This window comes from Acinetobacter sp. AOR41_HL (assembly GCF_027854645.1).
GTDB classification, from domain to species: domain Bacteria; phylum Pseudomonadota; class Gammaproteobacteria; order Pseudomonadales; family Moraxellaceae; genus Acinetobacter; species Acinetobacter nosocomialis.
The window spans coordinates 61198-82292 of the sequence record NZ_JAKTHZ010000023.1 but is presented as its reverse complement, the minus strand read 5'-3'; the positions used below and the strand labels follow the sequence as shown (position 1 = coordinate 82292).

Annotated in this window: 20 protein-coding genes; 14 read left to right on the top strand and 6 right to left on the bottom strand. The window is 39.8% G+C overall.

The window, feature by feature from the left end; all coding sequences use genetic code 11:
* Nucleotides 1–121: 121 nt before the first annotated feature.
* The 4 genes from MKL35_RS08700 to dsbD all read left to right on the top strand — a co-directional run bounded on the left by MKL35_RS08700 (nt 122) and on the right by dsbD (nt 3783).
* Nucleotides 122–472, top strand: coding sequence for an HPF/RaiA family ribosome-associated protein (locus MKL35_RS08700; RefSeq protein WP_002053923.1), 351 nt, complete (start codon nt 122–124; stop codon nt 470–472).
* 158 nt (nt 473–630) lie between these two features.
* Nucleotides 631–1176, top strand: a complete 546-nt coding sequence (locus tag MKL35_RS08695; RefSeq protein ID WP_004711466.1) for an ankyrin repeat domain-containing protein — start codon at nt 631–633, stop codon at nt 1174–1176.
* Nucleotides 1177–1188: 12 nt separating this feature from the next.
* Nucleotides 1189–1956, top strand: coding sequence for a transporter (locus MKL35_RS08690; protein ID WP_002053755.1), 768 nt, complete (start codon nt 1189–1191; stop codon nt 1954–1956).
* Nucleotides 1957–1974: 18 nt separating this feature from the next.
* The gene (dsbD, locus tag MKL35_RS08685; RefSeq protein ID WP_032011032.1) at nt 1975–3783 is read left to right on the top strand and encodes a protein-disulfide reductase DsbD; all 1809 of its coding nucleotides are present in this window, start codon (nt 1975–1977) and stop codon (nt 3781–3783) included.
* On the opposite strand, the gene MKL35_RS08680 is transcribed toward dsbD, so the two are convergent.
* On the bottom strand, nt 3784–4977 hold the full coding sequence (locus tag MKL35_RS08680; protein WP_031953553.1) for a GGDEF domain-containing protein: 1194 nt from the start codon (nt 4975–4977) through the stop codon (nt 3784–3786). It abuts the gene before it with no gap.
* A 178-nt stretch (nt 4978–5155) separates the two neighbouring features.
* The gene (locus MKL35_RS08675; protein WP_004884930.1) at nt 5156–6067 is read right to left on the bottom strand and encodes an alpha/beta hydrolase; all 912 of its coding nucleotides are present in this window, start codon (nt 6065–6067) and stop codon (nt 5156–5158) included.
* A 149-nt stretch (nt 6068–6216) separates the two neighbouring features.
* Between MKL35_RS08675 and MKL35_RS08670 the strand changes: the two genes are divergently transcribed.
* A complete protein-coding gene (locus MKL35_RS08670; protein ID WP_002053814.1) occupies nt 6217–6654 on the top strand; it encodes a DUF2147 domain-containing protein in 438 nt (145 codons plus the stop codon).
* A 38-nt stretch (nt 6655–6692) separates the two neighbouring features.
* On the opposite strand, the gene MKL35_RS08665 is transcribed toward MKL35_RS08670, so the two are convergent.
* Both MKL35_RS08665 and MKL35_RS08660 read right to left on the bottom strand, forming a co-directional pair.
* Nucleotides 6693–7043, bottom strand: coding sequence for an arsenate reductase (locus MKL35_RS08665; protein WP_002053925.1), 351 nt, complete (start codon nt 7041–7043; stop codon nt 6693–6695).
* Between the two features lie 456 nt (nt 7044–7499).
* A complete protein-coding gene (locus tag MKL35_RS08660; protein ID WP_006582457.1) occupies nt 7500–8324 on the bottom strand; it encodes an exodeoxyribonuclease III in 825 nt (274 codons plus the stop codon).
* Between the two features lie 38 nt (nt 8325–8362).
* Between MKL35_RS08660 and pyrE the strand changes: the two genes are divergently transcribed.
* The gene (gene pyrE / locus MKL35_RS08655) at nt 8363–9013 is read left to right on the top strand and encodes an orotate phosphoribosyltransferase (RefSeq protein ID WP_000211303.1); all 651 of its coding nucleotides are present in this window, start codon (nt 8363–8365) and stop codon (nt 9011–9013) included.
* 52 nt (nt 9014–9065) lie between these two features.
* Here the strand turns inward: pyrE and MKL35_RS08650 are convergent, their stop codons facing one another.
* Both MKL35_RS08650 and MKL35_RS08645 read right to left on the bottom strand, forming a co-directional pair.
* Complete coding sequence (locus MKL35_RS08650) at nt 9066–11258, bottom strand: TonB-dependent receptor (RefSeq protein WP_032011030.1); 2193 nt, start codon at nt 11256–11258, stop codon at nt 9066–9068.
* 226 nt (nt 11259–11484) lie between these two features.
* Nucleotides 11485–11697 (bottom strand): DUF1737 domain-containing protein, encoded by a 213-nt coding sequence (locus MKL35_RS08645; protein ID WP_004711478.1) that lies wholly within the window; start codon nt 11695–11697, stop codon nt 11485–11487.
* Between the two features lie 161 nt (nt 11698–11858).
* Between MKL35_RS08645 and gshB the strand changes: the two genes are divergently transcribed.
* The 8 genes from gshB (at nt 11859) to lpxC (ending at nt 21095) form a co-directional block, all read left to right on the top strand.
* The gene (gene gshB, locus MKL35_RS08640; RefSeq protein ID WP_032011027.1) at nt 11859–12806 is read left to right on the top strand and encodes a glutathione synthase; all 948 of its coding nucleotides are present in this window, start codon (nt 11859–11861) and stop codon (nt 12804–12806) included.
* A gap of 234 nt (nt 12807–13040) precedes the next feature.
* Nucleotides 13041–14138 (top strand): undecaprenyldiphospho-muramoylpentapeptide beta-N-acetylglucosaminyltransferase, encoded by a 1098-nt coding sequence (gene murG, locus MKL35_RS08635; RefSeq protein ID WP_000132437.1) that lies wholly within the window; start codon nt 13041–13043, stop codon nt 14136–14138.
* Between the two features lie 11 nt (nt 14139–14149).
* Entirely contained in the window at nt 14150–15598 is a 1449-nt protein-coding gene (gene murC / locus MKL35_RS08630; protein WP_004884918.1) for a UDP-N-acetylmuramate--L-alanine ligase, read from the top strand.
* A 37-nt stretch (nt 15599–15635) separates the two neighbouring features.
* Nucleotides 15636–16562 carry a D-alanine--D-alanine ligase gene (locus tag MKL35_RS08625; RefSeq protein ID WP_000063661.1) on the top strand — a complete coding sequence of 309 codons (927 nt, stop codon included), beginning with the start codon at nt 15636–15638 and terminating at the stop codon, nt 16560–16562.
* Between the two features lie 2 nt (nt 16563–16564).
* Nucleotides 16565–17419 (top strand): cell division protein FtsQ/DivIB, encoded by an 855-nt coding sequence (locus MKL35_RS08620; protein WP_004884912.1) that lies wholly within the window; start codon nt 16565–16567, stop codon nt 17417–17419.
* A 60-nt stretch (nt 17420–17479) separates the two neighbouring features.
* A complete protein-coding gene (gene ftsA / locus MKL35_RS08615) occupies nt 17480–18742 on the top strand; it encodes a cell division protein FtsA (RefSeq protein ID WP_002053865.1) in 1263 nt (420 codons plus the stop codon).
* Between the two features lie 164 nt (nt 18743–18906).
* A complete protein-coding gene (ftsZ, locus tag MKL35_RS08610) occupies nt 18907–20082 on the top strand; it encodes a cell division protein FtsZ (RefSeq protein ID WP_002053783.1) in 1176 nt (391 codons plus the stop codon).
* A 110-nt stretch (nt 20083–20192) separates the two neighbouring features.
* The gene (lpxC, locus tag MKL35_RS08605) at nt 20193–21095 is read left to right on the top strand and encodes a UDP-3-O-acyl-N-acetylglucosamine deacetylase (protein ID WP_002053908.1); all 903 of its coding nucleotides are present in this window, start codon (nt 20193–20195) and stop codon (nt 21093–21095) included.

Genomic DNA, 21095 nt, shown 5'->3' with positions numbered 1-21095 from the left:
TAACAAACCATTACACCATCAAAATGTACAATTAAAGTCAGTTCATGCATGCTTAAAACATGCCAACATAAAAAAGTTTTGCATAGAAAAGATCCACAGTAAGAAAGAGAGGATGGTATTTATGAATATTGAAATCCGCACAGATAAAAACATCCATAATAGTGAACGTTTAATTACTTATGTACGTGCAGAACTTACTCAAGAATTCCAACGTCATAGCGAACGTATTACACATTTCTCGGTTCATTTTAGTGATGAAAATGGGGACAAAGGTGGCGATAAAGATATCCACTGTATGATCGAAGCACGTCCTGCTGGCTTGAAACCAGTGGCAGTGCACCATAAAGCAGGAAATATTGATGCCTCAATTCACGGTGCGATTGAAAAACTAAAACGTAGCCTTGAACATACTTTTGAGAAAAAGGAACACCCGAGAGGTGGTCAACCAGAATTCATTGATGATGAAGTTTAAAAATTGCTAAAAAGCCCTTCGGGGCTTTTTTTATGAAAAATAAAAAAGACGGATAAAAACTCTTCACAACTTTTGGTTTGCAATGCAATAGCATTGACCTCTAAAATCTTCATCAGAGATTAGGCATAATAGCCCTAATATATTTTTGAGAGATGGTCATGTTAACCACCCAGCAGCAGGCTTTAATTAAAGCCATAGAAGAATTAGAACTTACGCAAGTACAAAAATTACTTGCTGAGGGGCTTGATCCGAATTTCATTGATCCGGAACAAGGGCCACCTGTATCAATTATTTGTGATGGAATTTTTAAATGGTGGGAAGATGTTTCGGAAGCGTATGAAGCAGGCACTCCCTTATCAAAAGAAGAAAAAGATCAAGCATTACAAGTTTATCTCGATATCCTTGAAGCCTTAATTCAGGCAAAGGCAAATGTTCATCTTTGGGATGCAGAAGAATTTTATGGTCCACTATGGGATGCAGCAAGTTCGGCATGCGCACCAGCGGTTCAACGTTTACTTGATGAAAAAGTTGATCCAAACACACGTGATGAAGAAGGACTCACCATTTTATCTTCAATCAGTCAGTTGTTCTTTGATTGTGATTTTGATGAAATAGATTGGTCAGAAGCGCTTCAAGAAGAGCGTGAAACACTAGAGTTATTGCGCCATCATGGAGCAAAAATGTCAAAAGAACTAACAACTTGATTGGAATATAGAATGAGAACATTTCAAATTTTAACTTTTGCTCTGACCACTGTTGCCGCAGGAAGTAGTTTTGCCGCAGAGTTCTCGTTTGACCGTCCAGGTTCGGGCTTCGGGACAGGTATCACTCCAGTGGGGCAGTTAGCTTGGGAACAAGGTTTGCCAAGTGCAACTTATACAGAAGCAACTGTTGATGGCGTGAAAGAAAAAACCGTAACTGTACATGGCGATATGTTATTCCGTACAGGTTTGGCGAAAGACTTAGAATTACAATTGGGTTGGCAAGGTCCGGGTTGGACTCAAACCAAGCGCGCTGGTAAAAAGACAGATACCTCTGGTTTAGGTGATGTAAGCATCGGCTTAAAAAAAGCGATTGATTTAAATGATGAAAATTTAACAATGGCTGTGTTGGCTCAAGCGCTTATTGCAACGGGTAATGATGAGTTTACTGAACATGACGATATTTATAGTTTAAGTTCAGCAGTGGCTTATCAGTATAATGATTTAATCAATACTGCAATTACGATGCGTTACGAAGTGCAAAACAGCAACTGGGCTGTAACAGCTATTCCAACAATCAATTATAAAATTGCTGGCAAACTTTCTGGCTATTCTGAATTTGTTTACCGTAAAGCTGAAAGCCAAGACTACCAATATGGTTTAGGTACAGGCTTAGTGTATGCAGTTAATAAACGTACTCAACTTGATGCAAGTGTAGGTGTCGATTTAGAGGGTCAAGATAAAGGCTACCATGGTGGCTTGGGCATGGCATTCTTATTTTGATAAAACCAACTTGAATTGATGTTAATGAAAAAGCTTATTTCTCAGGGAATTATTTATTTTCTAGCAGCTGCTAGTTTTGTATTGAGCCAGTTTGTTTTTGCAGAAGATAAGCTACTTTCACCCGAACAGGCTTTTTCATTTTCGGTTGAATCGCCACAATCGCATACCGCAAAGTTATCGTGGCAGATTCAGCCAAATTATTATTTGTATCAGCATAAATTTACTGTCCAGCAGGGTAATCAACCTTTAGCTTTAAATTTGCCTAAAGCCGTTTCTCAATATGATGAGAACTATGGGCAAAGTCAGGTTTATTACCATCAAGTCAACTTCCAGATTAAGACTAAACCTTCAGAGCACTACACTGTAACTTGGCAAGGCTGTGCCAAAGACCGTATTTGTTATCCACCACAAACTATTGAGTTTCAAACCGATGCAGATGGTCTGGTTGGTGTACAAAATCAAGCAGGAACAGCACAGAAACGCTTATTAGATTTGGCAAATAAACCAGTATTTCAAGAACCTTTAGAAGATCCGACAAGTTCAGAAAATAAAGCTGAAGCGGCCGCTCCCCAAATTGCACAAGACCAGATTTGGTCAGCTAAATTAATTGAACACTCACTTTGGTATGGTGTTTTATTGTTTTTAGGTTTAGGCATGCTGCTTGCATTTACGCCATGTTCTTTACCAATGTTGCCAATTTTAACCTCACTGATTATTCGAGAGCATAAGGGTTTAAAGGCTTGGACCATTGCGCTTACCTTTGTGTGTAGTATGGCATTGGTTTATGCAGGTCTAGGTTTAATTGCTTCTTCAGCAGGGCTAAATTTCCAACGCTGGTTACAACAGCCTGCTACGCTTATCGCGTTTAGTTTACTGTTTGTAGTTTTTGCGCTGAATCTATTTGGATTGTTTGAGCTTCGTTTACCGCAAACGTGGTTAAATCGGCTTGATCGTATTCAGTCTATGCAACAAGGTGGTACTTTGGTTGGTGCCGGGGTCATGGGCGTAGTTTCTGCGCTCTTGGTTGGTCCATGTATGACTGCACCTTTAGCTGGAACCTTATTATTTATTTCTCAAACCCAGAACCAATGGCAAGGTGCTTTGCTTTTATTCTGTCTAGGTTTTGGGATGGGAATTCCTTTACTCATTGCCAGTGTTTTAGGTGCAAAGTTCTTACCTAAAGCAGGTGACTGGATGCATCAGATTAAAGTAATTTTTGCTTTTCTGATGTTAGGATTAAGTCTTTATTTTATTCGCCCTTTATTGCCAGATTGGGGCATGCAAGTGCTTAGTTTATTGCTAGGGCTGGCTTTTATTATTTATGCGCTGTATCAGTTCTTTTGGAAAAAAGGGCAGTTACAGTGGCTATATGCCTTACTACTTTTATTGGTAACGCCATTTGTTGCTTATAACCAGTATCAGCATTTTCAAAATCGAAGTTTGCAAAGTTCCGACCATATGGCTGAATGGCATGTTGCAACTACAGCCGCAGACTTTCAGAAAATTTTAGCAGCAGCGCCTGCTGATCGGGCTATTGTCGTTGATGTCTATGCAGACTGGTGTGTGGCTTGTCAGCCTATTGAGCATCGTATTTTAAAAGCACCAGAAGTTCAGTCAGCTCTTGCGCCTTACTACCTCATTAAGCTTGATTTGAGCCATTATGATCAGTCACATGAAGCTCTACTCAAGCAGTGGAATATTCTTGGACCACCAACGTATCTCTTTTTAAATAAGCAACAACAAGAAATTCGTTCTTTGCGTTTAACAGGTGCCTTTAGTCAGCAAGAGCTTTTGCAACAGCTTGCAAGCTTATCGAAAGCTAAATAGTCAAATTGATTTTATATGTGGTATTTGTTGAAAAGTGCGGACTTGATTACGCCCTGAAGCTTTTACCGCATAAAGTGCCTCATCGGCCTGTCGAATCACAATGTAGGGATCGTTTGCAAAAGCAGAGCTACTAATTCCAAAGCTTGCACTCACATGAATCTGAATATTCTGATTATTGAAAATAGATAACCCTTGTAAGGCAAGTCGGCAACGTTCCGCAATTTTTTCCGCTTGAATAATGTCGGTATGAGGGAGTAATAAAATGAATTCTTCTCCACCAAATCGACCAATGATGTCTTCATTACGTAAATTTTCAGAAAGACATTGAGCAATTTTAATCAGGACCTGATCGCCCTGATGATGTCCATATACATCATTAATTTTTTTAAAATGGTCTATGTCGAGAAGGACTAAAGCATAATCGAATTGTTGCTCGTGCAGTGTTTCAAGATGAGCATTTAAACTGCGTCTATTTAATACATTAGTTAATGGGTCGATCTGGCTTAAGCGTTGAATATAAGTTTCTCTTTGGCGCCATTGAGTTAGTAGAATTTCAAATAAAATAAAGCACGCCACTAAAATCGGCATAATAAAAAAAAGCATACTCCCTAACCAAAATGGATTGGTTTGAGCATGTCGGATAGCCGTGAAGTTAAATAGTGGAGCGTAGGGTATAACCCCATTCATACTTAAATAAGTACACACGGCTAAAATAATTGTTGCTGGTATAAAAGCGCTATAAACAATTTTTCTTTCAAATAAAACTAAACCTACGCCAATCGTACCTACATAACCGACCATTGTGGCTGGGCTGATACTTCCTATTAAATAACCATCGTGACACAGCATGAGCATAAAGGCTTGCACGCTAATAAGAGGAACAATTTTTTGAGCCCAGTCTTGGTCTTTATAGCGGTAACACGGAATAATCAGCAAAGCTAATAAAAATAAGGTCAATAAGTTGAGCCAGAGCTGTGATTCGACTAAAGGTAAATTTGACCATTGCCAGACACTAGGCGTTATTAAGATATAGCCTTTCCATAAAATCCAACTGAAATTCATTGCACAGGCGAGGGTCAGCATCAGTGCACTTTTTTGTAACGGGGTCCAATTAATAATATGATTGTTATGGATGAATTCGAGAATCACCTGTTTTATTTTATTTATAGGATGAGTGATTAAACGAATTTTCATAATAATAAAGGAACTCCTAAATAGTGATATCTCTTCTTCAGATCATCCTAAAATGGGGGAGTTTGAATGATTCATAACCTAAACATACCATGATTCACTCATTAAACCTTAAGATTAAAGTTTTTATAAATAAGATGAAGTGAGAGGTATTTCAAACTCATCACTTCATTCATTTTAATTAAGTTTTATCAAGTTCATGAGCAAATTCGGCAATATCTGCCATCGCATGTTTTGCTTCGTCGAACCAAGCATTAAACATCTGGAAGTTATGCCACATGCCTGTATAAAGTTTAAAATGTACTTTGACACCTGCTTCTTCAGCTTTTTCTCTAAAGCGTTTTGCATCGTCTAATAAAATTTCTTTAGAACCCACCTGTACTAAAGTCGGTGGCAAACCTTCTAAGTTATCAAAAATAGGCGAAACACGTGGGTCATCTGCTGCAATATGGTTGCCAATATAATGTTGAATACCTATTTGCAGAGCTTCAAGAGAAAGCAAGGCATCATGTTTTTGGTTAAATCTTAAAGATTCACTGGTTAAGGTTAAATCTAAGAAAGGTGACAATAAAATTAGACCGCTTGGCATGAGTTCGGGTTGTTCTTTTAAACGCAAGCAAAGTGCCAAAGCTAAATTAGCCCCGCATGAATCGCCCGATAAAATAATATCTTTGGGCTGAATACCTTGAACTAATAATGATTGATATACGTCATATAATGCTTCGATCGCTTCAGGATATGGATGTTCCGGTGCAAGTGGATAGTCCACATGAATGATTTGCATTTGGGTGCGGGCAGCTAAATCCGTCATAAATGCATGATGGGTTTTTACACTGCCCAGAAAAAAAGCGCCGCCGTGAATATGAAAAATAAGCTGGGTTGCTGAATCCTGAGCTTTAATTTCCTCACCTTTTACACCAGCAAGTCGGATCGGACGAACACTTACATTTTTTTGTTTTGGAAATGCTCGGCAAAGTTGTTCAAGCATAGGGCGTAAAGCAGTTGGAGGTAAATTCAACTGACTTGGTTTGCGAATTGCTGTTTTAAGAAATGTTTCTGTTAAATAATATTTTAAAACGTTTGGTATATTCATATAGTATCCGCTTATGTTAATAACTTGTTTCCCTATAAATTTTATTTTTCAAGGTTACAAGGTTACACGAAACAGTCACATTCAAAAATTGCAATATCGTTGCGAGTTTTGAATACTGAAGTCTTGAAAGACCCAAGGATATTACAAAAATGAAAAAGATTGCTTTAGCTTTAGGACTTGTTGGTATGGCTGCATTTGCCAATGCGGCTGACCCACTAAACGGAACGGTATGGAAAACGATTGATGACCAAACCAATAAGCCCAAAGCCGTAGTAAAGTTTACGGAACAGAAGGATGGAACCTTAACTGCAACCATTCAAAGCATTTTGACACCAGGTGAAGAAAACTCTTGTACAAAATGTGAAGGTCCGTATAAAAACAAACCGCTTAAAGGTGTGACCATTGTACATAATCTAAAAAATGTAGGTGGTACCAGTTATGAAAACGGTACAATTTTAGACCCTAAATCTGGCAAAACTTACAAATTAAAAGGTGAGTTGGCTGAGGGTGGTAAAAAGCTTAAATTACGCGGCTATATTGGTGTTTCAGCATTGGGCCGTAACCAAACGTGGATTCGTGCCAACTAAATCTGTGAATAAAAAAACGAGCCATTTGGCTCGTTTTTTTATGCATTTAAGTTTTGATAGGCAGTTTCATCAAAACCCACCAGAAAACCTTTAGAGGTCTGTAGAACTGGTCGTTTAATTAAGCTTGGCTGAGCAATAAGTGCTTCAATAAGATGATCTTCGCTGCTTAAAGCACGAGTTTGTTCATCTTCAGATAGTTTTTTCCACGTAGTACCTTTCTTGTTGAGAACGGTATCTTGTCCAATTTCTTTTAACCAGATTTTCAAGGTATCGGCATCAATCCCTTGTTTCTTATAGTCGTGAAATTCGTAACTCAAACCTTTTGCTTGTAAGGCATCAAATGCTTTTTTCATTGAATTACAGTTTTTAATACCATAAATTTTTAACATTTTATCGGACCATGTCAAAAAGAAAGAACACACAGCCTAACCCAAAATGCATTTGGGCACTACTTTATACCGATACTTTTAAAACAAATGAAAAATAATGATTAAAACAATAAAGAATGTCATGTTATTGTCATAAGACAAGGTAATAATGAACTCAATAAGAAGAATCTAGAAAACTAAAAGAACTTAGCGCAAAAAATAAGAGATAGAAAAGAGAAAACCCGCATTTAATCATCCTGATCATGCGGGTCTCATTTCAACGTCCATTGTCACATCCTTGCAAATAAACTTATCTTAAGTTTATTTTATCTTCCTACGGCGTCCTATCCTTTTGCGTCATCCTGACTGCTTCCCTGTGCCGTGGGGCTATAATGCCGTTAAACGTGTGTAAGAAAAATACTCAAAAACGACATGTGTTGTAAGCAAAAACGACAATGCAAGTGAACACTTGTTCACTTAATCTTGAATTTTATAGTCGATAATAACTGGAGCATGATCGCTAAACCATTGATCTTTATAAACCCATGCATTTACTGTGCGTGCTTTCCAGTCTGGTGAACATGCTTGGTAGTCAATACGCCAACCTACATTTTTCGCACGTGCTTGTCCGCGATTTGACCACCATGAGTACAATTCGGCTTCTGTTCTTACCACACGGAAGGTGTCTACATAGCCAAGTTCATCATAAATATGATCAAGCCAAGCACGCTCATGTGGTAAACAGCCAGACGACTTTTGGTTGCCCGACCAGTTTTTAATATCAATCCGTTTATGAACAATGTTGTAATCGCCACAAATAATGATGGACTTATTCTCATCACGCCATTGTTTTAAGATTTTGGCGTATTCACCTAAAAATAAATCTTTACGTGCTTGCGCTTCTTCACCACTTGAGCCTGAAGGTAAGTATAATGATGCAATATGTACGGGATGTGACAAACCTAAATCGAATTCGGCAGAAATGAAGCGGCCTTGACTATCGGCCAATTCAAACCCTAAACCATCTTTAATAGAGACAAAGGGTAAGCGGCTATAAATTGCAGTACCTGCGTAGCCTGCACGCTCTGCTGGAAAGAGATGGGTATGCCATCCCTCGGGTCTAAATTTCTCAGTCCATTGTTCATGGGTAATGCGGCTTTCCTGCATGCATACGACATCGGCATCGGATTGTTCTAACCATTCAAGTAAGCCTTTCGTCACTGAAGAACGTAAGCCATTTACGTTAATGGAAACGACTCGAAGAATTTTTACATCACTTGGATACTGATCCTTTGGTATCATGCGAAAATTTAACCTCAATTGTGAATTTGGAGCACCTCATGACAACGCCTGTGTCATTTCACCCGCAAGCATTTATCGAACTCGCATTATCACGCGGTGTGCTTAAATTTGGTGAGTTTACTTTAAAATCTGGACGCGTGAGTCCTTATTTTTTTAATGCAGGCCTACTCAACGATGGTGAAGCTTTATCTCTTTTAGCGCAAGGCTATGCCGATAAATTAACACAATGCGAAAATGTTGATGTGATTTTTGGCCCAGCTTACAAAGGTATTCCATTTGTAGCTGCCACTGCTGTTGCTTTGTCGCAAACACATAACAAGAGCGTGCCATGGGGTTTTAACCGTAAAGAAGCGAAAGATCATGGCGAAGGTGGTGTTTTAGTTGGTGCTGCGGTTGAAGGTAAAAAAGTCTGGATTATTGATGACGTGATTACCGCAGGTACAGCGATTCGCGAAGTGGTAACGATTTTGAAAAATGCCGGTGCAACTATTGCGGGTGTTTTGGTTGCGCTAGATCGTCAAGAACGTGGTCAAGGTGAACTTTCTGCAATTCAGGAAGTTCAAAAAGAATTAGAAATTCCTGTGCACGCCCTAATTACCATGAAAGATTTAATGGATTATTTAGAAGCGAAAGGCGAAAAAGAAGCGCTAGCTAATATGCAAGCTTACCGTGAAAAATACGGCATCTAAAAATAAAAAGGCATACCTCTAAAATAGGGGTATGCCTTTTTAATATTTTTACTTAGAACTGATAATTTAAACGCAATAACACATTACGTGGTGTGCCTGGCATGCTGTCTGAACGCCAGTACTCTTTATTGGTTAGGTTATTTACCGCAAGTGTGACATTCCACGGGTCGGCACTATAGCCAATTGCTGCATCGACACGATTGAAGCCTTCCATTTTTACTTGATTATTAATATTTGGATAATAAGAACCGACATAGGTTACGCCTACTTCGGTATACCACTGCTCGGTTGGTAAATAACGAACAAATAAATTACCTGTGTTCTTAGATGTGTTTGCTAAATAGTTGCCTTCACGATCAGGATTTTGCTTGTCTTCTTTTACTTTTGCATCTGTGTAGCCATACCCACCGCGAACAAAGACATTATCAAGTACACGCCCAATAAAGCTAAATTCGAGACCACGAGATTGATGCTGACCCGCAGTTGCCCATACATCTGGCTCACTGTCTGGGTTTGGTTTATAGCGAATATTATTTTTACGAATATCAAAGACAGAAAATTGAGTATTTAACCGATTATCTAACCATTCACTTTTTACACCCACTTCATATTGCTCATTATATTGAGGCTCTTTATCCATTTTTGTGACATCGGTGCTCCCAGTAACTTGGTTAACACCCATTTGTCCGCCAAATGGTGCAAAACTCTTAGAGTAAGACGTATAAAAGCTATGTTCTGGAACGGGTTGCCAGACTAAACCCACATTTGGACTAAGACTACTGTCTTTTACATTACGATGATCATTATTAAGTTTATTGGTAGTTGAAAAGTCAAAGTAATCATAACGTAGGCCCATCATGAGTTTAAGTTGGTCATTTAGACCAATTAAATCCTGAACAAATACACCATAAGTGGTACCTTCATTGTAGTTATGTTGGCTAATTAAAAGAGGGCTATTGCCACGACTATATTCACGTTCACCAGTGAGCGGATTAACATAACCATAAATGGCTGAACCGTTTTGAGTCTTATTGGCTAGACGTGGTTCTCGTTGCTCATAGGTCCAGTCTGTACCGACCATAATTTGGTGCTCAAGCGAGCCTATTTTGAACTTGCCCTTAATATCAAAGGTATTGGTGGTGGTCTTATTGCTGGTTTGTTGCCAGTAGTAAATTTGATTGATATAGCCTTTTTTTGTTGTACAGGTTTTGCCTTTTAAATCTTTGCCATCTAACCCACAATAAGTCCCAAAATAAAAGTGGTCAAAGTTCTGTTCTGCTTGACGGTAACTCGCTGCCCAGTGGAAGTTCCAGTCAGGTGCATATTCATAATTTACATCGGTGCGGACCACTTGCAAAATATCATCAACATAATCGTCATCTTGGGCAAATCCTGTTTTGATAGATGTACCTGCAGGTAGATTTTCACGCGTTGGCCCACGGTCAGGAACTCGACCTAATTTGTCATAGGTATATTGTGTGGTCCAAGTGAGTGTTCCATCGTCATTTTTATAGGTAAAGCTTGGAGAGAGCATCTCAATTTTATTTTTAATACCTGAGCGGAAGCTGCCTGCCTCGCCATATTCTCCAGTCAAACGTACTGCTAAATTGTCGTTAAGTACTTGGTTGATGTCAGCCGTTGTTCCGTAATTATCGTATGAACCCGCATATGCGCCAACTGAACTTTTAGAGTCAAAATTGGCAAACTTACTCACCATATTTACAACCCCACCACCAGCGCTACGACCATACAAAACCGAAGCAGGGCCTTTTAAAATTTCAATACGTTCGATATTGGCTGTACTGCGGCGTACTTGTCCACTTTCACGTATACCATCGCGGTAAATATCGCCTGTGTCTGCACCAAAACCACGAATCGTGATCCCATCGCCGCGCATATCGTAACTGGTTGATACGCCTGGTGTACCTTGCAGCATGACGCTTAAGTCATTTGATCCATAAATTTTATATTTTTGAACATCAATAGTATCAATAGTTTGCGGAATATCTTTTTTGTCTAAACCATTACGTGTGACATTGGCTTTGTCATAGTCGATATAACTTTTGATGGGATCGAGTTCACTCATCGCTTCAATTTTTATAGTTGGCATGACTGCTGCAACTTTTGAAGATGAGTCCGCTAATTCCTCTGCGTAGGCACCTTGAATATTCAAGATCATTAAACTGAGTAGGCTAAGTGGGAACGAGCTTTTAATTTGGGGAGATGATATAGAAATTTTTAACATAAAAATAAAGTCAATTAACAAAAATAAAAGTATAAATGATAATTATAATCATTTAATTGTTTAGAATAAAAGAACTATTGCTTATAAAATTATCGTGATAGATTTTTAATTGTTGATTTTAAAAAAATAATTTATGTGATGAATAATTGCTTGATTGAAATGATTAGTTTTATTTATGAATAGAGGTTTGAAGAGGGTGCTTCATTATTAAAAAACACCCTTAGAGTTAAGCATTGTTTTTGAGCACATCTACAATATCCATTTCTGGATCATAGTTTTCATCAATCGTTTTGCAAATTGCTTGGCCCACTATCACTTGAGTGCCATTAAAGGTCATGGTGGGTGCTTCATATAATTCCCAGCCATGATTGAGTGCTTTGGTGACTCGTGCGCAAAAAGCAGAGTCATCAGGGCCTGTTAAATAGCGATAAAGTTTCATCTTTAGCCTTTAAAAAATAATATTTTATGACCTTAGTTTAACTGAATTTATCTGAATTCAAGATAAAGAAATAACAGATAAGGTTTTACTGAAATTAAGAAAAACGAGTGAAAAATCTCAGTTATACTCATACTAATTTAAATTTTAAGAAGAGCTTGAGCATGCGTGTACTTGTCGTCATGGATCCGATTGAAACCGTAAATCTGAAAAAGGATTCAACCATGGCAATGTTGTGGGCGGCGAGCCGTCGTGGACATGAATTAGGTTATGCATTACAGCAAGATTTATATATCGATCAAGGTAAAGCTTACGGTCTAATCTCTCCGTTAAAAGTTTTTGAAGATTACAGCCATTATTATGAGTTGGGCGAAAAGAAAAAAGAATCGATCGCGGCTTATGATGTTGTACTCATGCGTAAAGATCCGCCTTTTGATATGAATTTTGTCTACACGACTTATGTGCTTGAGCAAGCTGAGCGTGAAGGCTCATGGATTATTAATAAGCCTCAATCACTGCGTGATTGCAATGAAAAACTTTTTGCTACGCAGTTTCCAGAGCTACAAGTGCCTACACTTGTGACATCACAGCAGAGCCTGATTCGTGAATTTATTAAGGAACATGGCGATGTGATTGTTAAGCCACTTGATGGTATGGGTGGGATGGGAATTTTCCGTTTATACCAAGACGGTGTAAATATTGGTTCTACCTTGGAAATGCTGACAGAATTAGGTACTCGTCCAATTATGGCACAGCGTTATATTCCTGAAATTGTAGAAGGGGATAAGCGTATTTTAATGGTAAATGGCGAACCTGTTCCTTACTGCCTAGCTCGTATTCCACAAAATGGTGAAGTGCGTGGTAATTTGGCGGCAGGTGGTTTAGGTCAAGCACGACCACTTACTGAAAATGATAAGCAGATTGCAGCGAAAATCGGGCCTTTCTTACGCGAAAAAGGTTTGGTTTTTGTAGGTTTAGATGTGATTGGTAATTATGTTACTGAAATTAATGTCACTAGCCCAACCTGTATTCGTGAAATTGATGCTCAATTTGGTACATCGATTGCCGATGATCTATTTGACGTATTAGAAGCGGGTCGTCCTGCTCAATAATCCAGTTTGAGTGATTTCCTAAGCGAATGCTGGGAAATCACCTAAAAATATATCAATTAATAAAACCACAATATGAAATACGCTAGCGCTTTGTAGGCATATTTTCAAAAAAGCACATCTTTCTGTTATAAACGAGTGAAATTCGCTTTTCGTTAATGAAGCTTTAGGATTAAAATAAACGGCTACAAAAATAGATGACAATTTCCATTGTTTTTTGAGTTGAAGAATTAGACCGTGACAGATTCACAGCAAAGCAAACCTAAACATGTCATGATGATGGCTGCCGGTACTGGTGGACATGTTTTTCCAGCCCTCGCCGTAGCCAAACAACTTCAACAGCAAGGTTGTCAAGTTTCATGGTTAGCCACGCCAACAGGTATGGAAAATCGGTTATTAAAAGATCAAAATATTCCAATATATCAAATTGATATTCAAGGCGTACGTGGCAACGGAGTCATCCGTAAACTTGCTGCGCCTTTTAAAATTTTAAAAGCAACTTTTAGCGCGATGCGCTATATGAAACAGCTTAAAGTTGATGCAGTAGCTGGCTTTGGTGGCTATGTTGCAGGACCGGGTGGTCTGGCTGCTCGCTTATTAGGTATTCCTGTTCTCATTCATGAGCAAAATGCAGTTGCCGGTTTTACCAATGCACAGTTGTCACGTGTAGCTAAAGTAGTATGCGAAGCATTCCCAAATACTTTTCCTGCGAGCGAAAAAGTAGTGACTACCGGAAATCCGGTACGCCGCGAAATTACAGATATTTTAAGCCCCAAATGGCGCTACGATGAGCGTGAGCAAGCGGGTAAGCCGTTAAATATTTTAATTGTGGGTGGGTCTTTAGGTGCAAAAGCACTTAATGAACGTTTACCTCCGGCATTAAAACAACTTCAAGTGCCATTGAATATTTTCCATCAATGTGGTCAGCAACAGGTTGAGGCAACTCAAGCTTTGTACGCAGATGCGCCAGCAAATTTAACTGTACAGGTTTTGCCTTTTATTGAAGATATGGCAAAAGCCTATAGCGAAGCAGACCTGATTATTTGCCGTGCGGGCGCTTTAACTGTGACAGAAGTTGCTACCGCTGGAGTTGCAGCAGTTTTTGTGCCGCTTCCAATTGCGGTAGATGACCACCAAACTGCAAATGCCAAATTTCTGGCCGATGTCGGAGCTGCAAAAATTTGCCAGCAATCGACCATGACACCAGAAGTTTTAAATCAATTGTTTACTACGTTGATGAACCGCCAATTGCTTACAGAAATGGCAGTGAAAGCGCGTCAACATGCCCAACCAAATGCAACTCAGCATGTGGTTGATCTTATTCAAAAAATGTAATCGGATTTACTATGTCTCCAACAACAGCTGCAAACCAAGCAAAAAAATTGATTAAAGTGCCTGAAATGCGCCGTATCAAACATATTCATTTTGTGGGTATTGGCGGTGCAGGTATGTGTGGTATTGCTGAGGTGTTAGCTAACCAAGGATATAAAATTTCCGGTTCAGATATTAAAGCTTCAAAAACTACACAACAATTAGAAGAAAATGGCATTAAGGTCTATATTGGACACGAAGCAGAAAATATTAAAAACGCCAATGTGCTTGTTGTTTCAACGGCTATTGATCCAGAAAACCCGGAAGTGAAAGCCGCAATTGAGCAACGTACCCCAATCGTACGCCGTGCAGAAATGCTCGGTGAGCTTATGCGTTACCGTCATGGTATTGCGGTAGCAGGCACACACGGTAAAACCACGACAACAAGTTTATTAACTACAATGTTGGCTGAAGAAAATCTTGATCCAACTTATGTGATCGGTGGTTTACTTAACAGTACAGGCGTAAATGCGGCACTTGGTGAAAGCCGTTTTATTGTTGCTGAAGCTGACGAATCGGATGCATCTTTCCTTTATTTGCAGCCAATGGCAGCGATTGTGACCAACATCGATGCTGACCATATGGACACCTATGAAGGCAGTTTTGATAAATTAAAAGATACTTTCGTACAGTTCCTTCATAACTTGCCATTCTATGGCTTAGCTGTAGTTTGTGGTGATGACGCAAATATTCGTGAGATTTTGCCGCGTGTAGGTCGTCCAGTTATTACTTATGGTTTTAACGAAGATAATGACATCCGTGCAATTGATGTAGAACAAGATGGCATGCGTTCGCACTTTACGGTATTGCGTAAAGGCCGTGAGCCATTGCGTTTAACCATTAATCAGCCTGGTTTACATAATGTTTTAAATGCGTTGGCTGCGATTGGTGTTGCAACTGATGAAGGTGTTTCCGATGAAGCAATTAGCCGTGCATTAAAAGGCTTTAGTGGTGTTGGACGTCGCTTCCAAGTACAAGGTGAATTTGAGCTTGGTGAAGGTAATGTGAAATTAGTCGATGACTATGGACATCACCCTAAAGAAGTGGAAGCTACGATTAAAGCTGCTCGTCAAAGTCATCCTGACCGTCGTTTAGTGATGCTTTTCCAACCACACCGTTACTCTCGTACTCGTGATTGTTTTGATGACTTTATTGAAGTTTTATCTCAAGTCGACCAATTATTATTACTAGAAGTTTATCCGGCTGGAGAAAAACCAATTGTTGGCGCAGATAGCCGTACTTTGGCGCGTAGTATTCGCTTGCGTGGTCAGGTTGAGCCGATTTTAATTGATCCGGTTGAAGGTAATTTGCAAAACATCATGCAAAATGTGTTACAACCAAATGACTTGTTATTAACGCAAGGTGCAGGTAACGTGGGAGCAATTTCAGTAGAACTTGCACAGCACCATTTGTATGTGAAATAAACAAAAAGTATTGAATTATCGGGTTAAGGATTTAAACGTGTCAAATGCTACAAAATTCGGCAAAGTTGCTGTGTTACTTGGTGGAAAATCGGCTGAGCGTGCTGTGTCTTTAGATAGTGGTCAGGCAGTTCTGGACGCTTTGTTACGTTCAGGTGTTCAGGCTGAGGCATTTGATCCGCAAGACCGTAGCGTAACTGAACTTGTAAACTATGACCGTGCATTTATTGTATTGCATGGTCGTGGTGGCGAAGACGGTCAAATCCAAGGTGTGCTTGAGTGGTTAAACATCCCTTATACAGGAACGGGTGTACAAGGTTCTGCAATAGGCATGGATAAGGTCAAAACCAAGCAAATCTGGCAAGGTAGTGACTTACCAACTGCACCGTATCGCATTATTACTAAAGAAACAGATCTAGACTCAGTCATTGCTGAATTAGGTTTACCTGTCATTATCAAGCCTGTACATGAAGGTTCAAGTGTAGGCATGAGTAAGGTTGAAAAGGCTGAAGACTTTGCAGCAGCAATTGAAAAGGCAACTCAGCACGACGCTGTTGTCATGGCAGAAAAATGGATTACGGGACGCGAATTTACGATTTCATTCTTAAATGGCCAGCCGTTACCTGTTATTCGTTTGCAGCCACCAGCAGATGTTGCTTTTTATGATTATGAAGCAAAATATCAACGCAATGATGTCGAATATGGCATTCCTTGTGGTCTTAGCGAAACCGAAGAGAAAAAACTACAAGCCTTATGCTTACGCGCTTTTCAGGCTGTAGGTGCAGAAGGTTGGGGCCGTATTGATGCAATGCAGGATGAGCAAGGTAATTTCTGGCTTCTAGAAGTAAATACTGTGCCGGGTATGACCAGCCATTCACTTGTGCCAAAAGCTGCTAAAGCCGTGGGCTATAGCTTTGATGAATTGTGTGTTGCAATTCTTGAGCAAACATTGGAAGGTACGGCTTAAATATGGCACAACTTCCGGCTTCCATGCGCCGTAAACGTGCGGCGATTACCTCCATTCATGAAAAACCGCCTACGCGCAAGCAAAAGCTTGCCAATGCTGGCGGATGGGTGCTGTTGGTTATTGCCTTTTTAGTCTTGGCGGTCGGAATTTACGGTCTATATAAAGTTATTACTGATGCAACTGTCGCAAAGCTTGAGGTGGTAGGTTCAACAACTCCGGTTGAGAATCAGCAAGTGATGCGATATGTGCAGCCGATTGTAAAAGATAATTACTTTACGTCTGACTTAGAGCAGATTCGTGATAAAGCATTAGAAATTTCATGGGTAGACCGAGTTGTCGTATCTCGTGCCTGGCCAAATGGTATTCGTGTTCGTGTGATGCCTCGCCATGCGATCGCCCGTTGGGGAACAGGTCGCTTATTAAGCGATGGTGGTGACGTATTTAGTGAGGCAGAACCGAGACTTCATCCTGAGCTTCCGCTGTTACATGGTCCGGTAAGCCAGTCTAAAATGATGATGCGACGCTATAATGAAATTAATCAGTTATTCCATCCTGTTAATTTGCGTTTAAAAGAGTTATATCTAACAGAGCGAATGACTTGGTTTATGCAGTTTGATTCTGGTTTGCGAATTATTGTTGACCAAGATCAAACAATGAATAAATTGCAACGTTTAAGTCACTTGGCACAATCTGACCTAAAACCTGTGTGGACGAAAATCTCAGCCATTGATTTGCGATATCGTAATGGATTATCTATTCAATGGAAGAATGCAACCCCACCTAAAATTGTGAATGGTCAGTTTGTTGTAACGAGTGATGACACAAGCATTGCAGGTGGTGCAAAAGCAAAGCCATAATACGTGGCTTTAAAATAGGCAATTTGCCTGGTATTAGACAACAAAGAAATGGTATGAGTGATGAGTGAAGCTGTTCCCTCAGTTGTTGCGATTGACATTGGGACGCATAAAGTTTCAGTTTTGATTGGAAAAATTCATGCGCCGGATAACATTCAGGTTATCGGTATGGCAACTGCTCGCAATCGAGGCATGAACAAAGGAAAAATTGTAAGTCTCGATAAAGTCATTGCTGCGATTAAAAACGCCGTTGCTGAAGCGGAAAATATGGCCGAATGTCGCATTCATAGTGCGTGGGTATCTATTCCGAGTACCGAGTTGCAAAGTTTCTATGCTTCTGGACGCACACCTGTTGCTAACCCAGCACATGTGATTACAACCAATGAAGTTGTCCGTGCATTAGAGTTAGCAAAAGCAAGTCATGTGACTTCAGACTACTATCTAGCGAGTGCAGTGCCACTCGGGTTTGAGTTAGGTGATTCTGCAGAATGGGTCCAAAACCCAATCAATATGACTGCTCACAGCATGACTGGCCACTATCAGCTCATGATGATGCCGATTGCCACTATGCAAAACCTTGATCGTGCTATGAAAGGTGCGAACATTGGTGTTGAGAAAATGGTGGTCTCTTGCTTGGCTACGGCTGAAGCAAGTTTGCTGAAAGATGAAAAAGAATATGGCGTTTGTTTAGTTGATATTGGTGCAGGTATTACCAACCTAGCAGTTTATTTAGATGGCCGTTTGGCTTTAGCACGTACATTACAACGTGGTGGTGAGCATGTGACACGTGACATTGCTGCTGTGTTGCAAACAACTACTGAAGAAGCTGAACGCATTAAAATTCTGCATGGCTGTGTTGATCTAAGTGCTGTTAAGCCTGACCATATGATTCAAGTTCAGGGTATTGATGGCCCTCAAACGATTAGTCGTATTGAGTTATCAGAAATTATTATTGCGCGTTATGAAGAGATTTTTAGCCAGATTCGCGAAGAACTCGAACAAAGCGGTGCAATCCATGGCCTGTATCATGGTGTAGTGTTGACAGGCGATGCTTGTCAAATCGAAGGTATGGTAAGTTTGGCTCGTCGTATGCTGGGTGTGTCTGCTCATTTAGGTAATCCACCATTACAGGTGTATGCTGATGATCAGCATCAGGCTGCATTACGCCGATCAATGTATGCGACAGCAGCTGGTTTGCTTATGTTTAGCCAAAGCGAATTACAAGAAGCTGTTGAGGAACCTGAAGAGGGGAATGACCGTTCGGTATGGGAACGAATGGTGAATGGCTGGAATGCGTTTAATAGCAAACTTAAAGCCATTTTTTAGGATGTATGGATTTATTGGTAGAATTGTTAGGAAGTTGTAAGAGAAAACCACTGTACTTGACAAGGTTTGTATTGCACAGCATTCTTAAAATTAGTTATTTTTGAAAATCAAGGCAGTATACGGGCTGAAGTGACTGCCATAATGTATTAGGAACCCTAAAGGTCATGGCCTCATTTGAATTTATAGAAGATGAACTAAACGATGGCAACGGTCAAGCCCGTTTCACTGTATTTGGTGTAGGTGGCGGTGGCGGTAATGCCGTTCAGCACATGGTACAGTCTGATATTCAGGGTGTTAAATTCGTTTGTGCCAATACAGATAAACAAGCACTTGACTGTATGAATGCCCCTTTCAAAATTCAGTTAGGTGAGCAAAGTACACGTGGTCTAGGTGCTGGTGCTAACCCTGAAGTAGGTCAGGTTGCCGCAGAAGAAAGCCGTGAAATTATTCGTCAGCACCTTGAAGGAACTGACATGGTATTTGTAACCGCTGGTATGGGTGGTGGTACAGGTACTGGTGCAGCTCCGGTTGTTGCCGAAGTTGCTAAAGAAATGGGGATTTTGACTGTTGGTGTTGTAACAACGCCATTTAACTTTGAAGGTCGTCGTCGTCAAAAATCTGCTGAGCGTGGTATTGAAGCGCTTGAAGCACATGTTGATTCATTGATTATTATTCCTAATCAACGCTTATTAAGCGTGTATGGTGATATTTCAATGAAAGATGCCTATAAAAAGGCAGATGATGTATTATTAAACGCTGTACGTAGTATCTTTGACCTTGTGGTTAACCGTGGTCACATTAACCTTGACTTCGCCGATTTGAAAACTGCAATGAGTACTCGCGGTTATGCAATGATGGGTGCTGGTTTAGGCCGTGGTGAAGACCGTGCTCGTCAAGCTGCTGAACAAGCCATCCGTAGTCCACTACTTGATAATGTGAATATTATTAATGCAAAAGGCGTGTTAATTAATATTACAGGTGGTGATGACATCACGTTACGAGAAACTGAAATCATTACTGATGTGGTTAACCAAATTGTTGACCTTGATGAAGGCGAGATTTTCTACGGTACAGTATTTGATCCAGATGCGCGTGATGAATTACGTGTAACTGTGATTGCAACTGGTTTAACACGTAATGCAGCTGATGCAGAACCAAGAAAGCGTAATACTGTAAGTCATACAGCAACTCAATCTGCACAATCTGTAGATGAAGATGATGTTCCAGCAATTAATAAGCGTCAAAATGCTGAAAATGATGTGAATAATGCACCAAGTTCATCACCGCGTTCTTCGCCAATGAGTATTCAAGATTACTTGAAAAATCAGCAACGTAAGTAATTTAGCGTACAATCTATCGAAAGGCAGTGTATAAACACTGCCTTTTTTTATTTTTGATCAATGACTAAATATGCTAACGTATAGCGGTTTTAAAAAAGAAGTTACAAAGCATGGTGAAACAGCGTACTCTCAGTCGTGTGGTAAAAGCGAGTGGAATAGGTCTTCATAGCGGTCAAAAAGTGATGATCAATTTCATTCCACATACCGTGGATGGAGGTATTGTATTTCGCCGTATCGATTTAAATCCACCTGTCGATATTCCTGCTAATGCATTGCTGATTCAAGAAGCATTCATGTGTTCAAACCTTGTTACTGGCGATATTAAAGTAGGTACCATTGAGCATGTGATGAGTGCGATTGCTGGTTTAGGAATTGATAATTTAATTGTAGAAGTGTCAGCATCTGAAGTCCCCATTATGGATGGTAGTGCTGGACCATTTATTTATTTGTTAATGCAAGGTGGCTTGCGTGAACAAGATGCCCCGAAAAAATTTATAAGAATATTAAAGCCAGTTGAAGCTTTAATTGATGATAAAAAAGCGATTTTTAGACCACATAATGGTTTTCAACTCAACTTTACGATTGATTTTGATCATCCTGCCTTTGCAAAAGAATATCAATCTGCGACTATCGATTTTTCTACTGAAACCTTTGTGTATGAAGTCAGTGAGGCACGTACTTTTGGTTTTATGAAGGATTTAGATTACCTCAAAGCAAATAATTTAGCTTTAGGGGCAAGTCTAGACAATGCCATTGGTGTAGATGATACAGGTGTTGTGAACGAAGAAGGCCTACGATTTGCCGATGAATTCGTTCGTCACAAAATTTTAGATGCAGTAGGTGATTTGTATTTACTTGGTCATCAAATTATTGCCAAGTTCGATGGCTATAAATCAGGACATGCTTTAAATAATCAGCTATTACGCAATGTTCAAAGTGATCCGAGTAATTATGAAATTGTAACATTTAATGACGAGAAAGACTGTCCAATTCCATACGTGAGTGTGACATAA

What these genes read in the sequence shown, in the direction of transcription:
- MKL35_RS08645 (WP_004711478.1), bottom strand. Translation starts at nt 11,697, where the DNA reads ATGAAACTTTATCGCTATTTAACAGGCCCTGATGACTCTGCTTTTTGC.
- MKL35_RS08675 (WP_004884930.1), bottom strand. Translation starts at nt 6,067, where the DNA reads ATGAATATACCAAACGTTTTAAAATATTATTTAACAGAAACATTTCTT.
- MKL35_RS08665 (WP_002053925.1), bottom strand. Translation starts at nt 7,043, where the DNA reads ATGTTAAAAATTTATGGTATTAAAAACTGTAATTCAATGAAAAAAGCA.
- lpxC (WP_002053908.1), top strand. Translation starts at nt 20,193, where the DNA reads ATGGTGAAACAGCGTACTCTCAGTCGTGTGGTAAAAGCGAGTGGAATA.
- MKL35_RS08695 (WP_004711466.1), top strand. Translation starts at nt 631, where the DNA reads ATGTTAACCACCCAGCAGCAGGCTTTAATTAAAGCCATAGAAGAATTA.
- murC (WP_004884918.1), top strand. Translation starts at nt 14,150, where the DNA reads ATGTCTCCAACAACAGCTGCAAACCAAGCAAAAAAATTGATTAAAGTG.
- pyrE (WP_000211303.1), top strand. Translation starts at nt 8,363, where the DNA reads ATGACAACGCCTGTGTCATTTCACCCGCAAGCATTTATCGAACTCGCA.
- MKL35_RS08700 (WP_002053923.1), top strand. Translation starts at nt 122, where the DNA reads ATGAATATTGAAATCCGCACAGATAAAAACATCCATAATAGTGAACGT.
- ftsZ (WP_002053783.1), top strand. Translation starts at nt 18,907, where the DNA reads ATGGCCTCATTTGAATTTATAGAAGATGAACTAAACGATGGCAACGGT.
- MKL35_RS08680 (WP_031953553.1), bottom strand. Translation starts at nt 4,977, where the DNA reads ATGAAAATTCGTTTAATCACTCATCCTATAAATAAAATAAAACAGGTG.
- gshB (WP_032011027.1), top strand. Translation starts at nt 11,859, where the DNA reads ATGCGTGTACTTGTCGTCATGGATCCGATTGAAACCGTAAATCTGAAA.
- MKL35_RS08650 (WP_032011030.1), bottom strand. Translation starts at nt 11,258, where the DNA reads ATGTTAAAAATTTCTATATCATCTCCCCAAATTAAAAGCTCGTTCCCA.
- MKL35_RS08620 (WP_004884912.1), top strand. Translation starts at nt 16,565, where the DNA reads ATGGCACAACTTCCGGCTTCCATGCGCCGTAAACGTGCGGCGATTACC.
- MKL35_RS08670 (WP_002053814.1), top strand. Translation starts at nt 6,217, where the DNA reads ATGAAAAAGATTGCTTTAGCTTTAGGACTTGTTGGTATGGCTGCATTT.
- MKL35_RS08660 (WP_006582457.1), bottom strand. Translation starts at nt 8,324, where the DNA reads ATGATACCAAAGGATCAGTATCCAAGTGATGTAAAAATTCTTCGAGTC.
- ftsA (WP_002053865.1), top strand. Translation starts at nt 17,480, where the DNA reads ATGAGTGAAGCTGTTCCCTCAGTTGTTGCGATTGACATTGGGACGCAT.
- MKL35_RS08690 (WP_002053755.1), top strand. Translation starts at nt 1,189, where the DNA reads ATGAGAACATTTCAAATTTTAACTTTTGCTCTGACCACTGTTGCCGCA.
- dsbD (WP_032011032.1), top strand. Translation starts at nt 1,975, where the DNA reads ATGTTAATGAAAAAGCTTATTTCTCAGGGAATTATTTATTTTCTAGCA.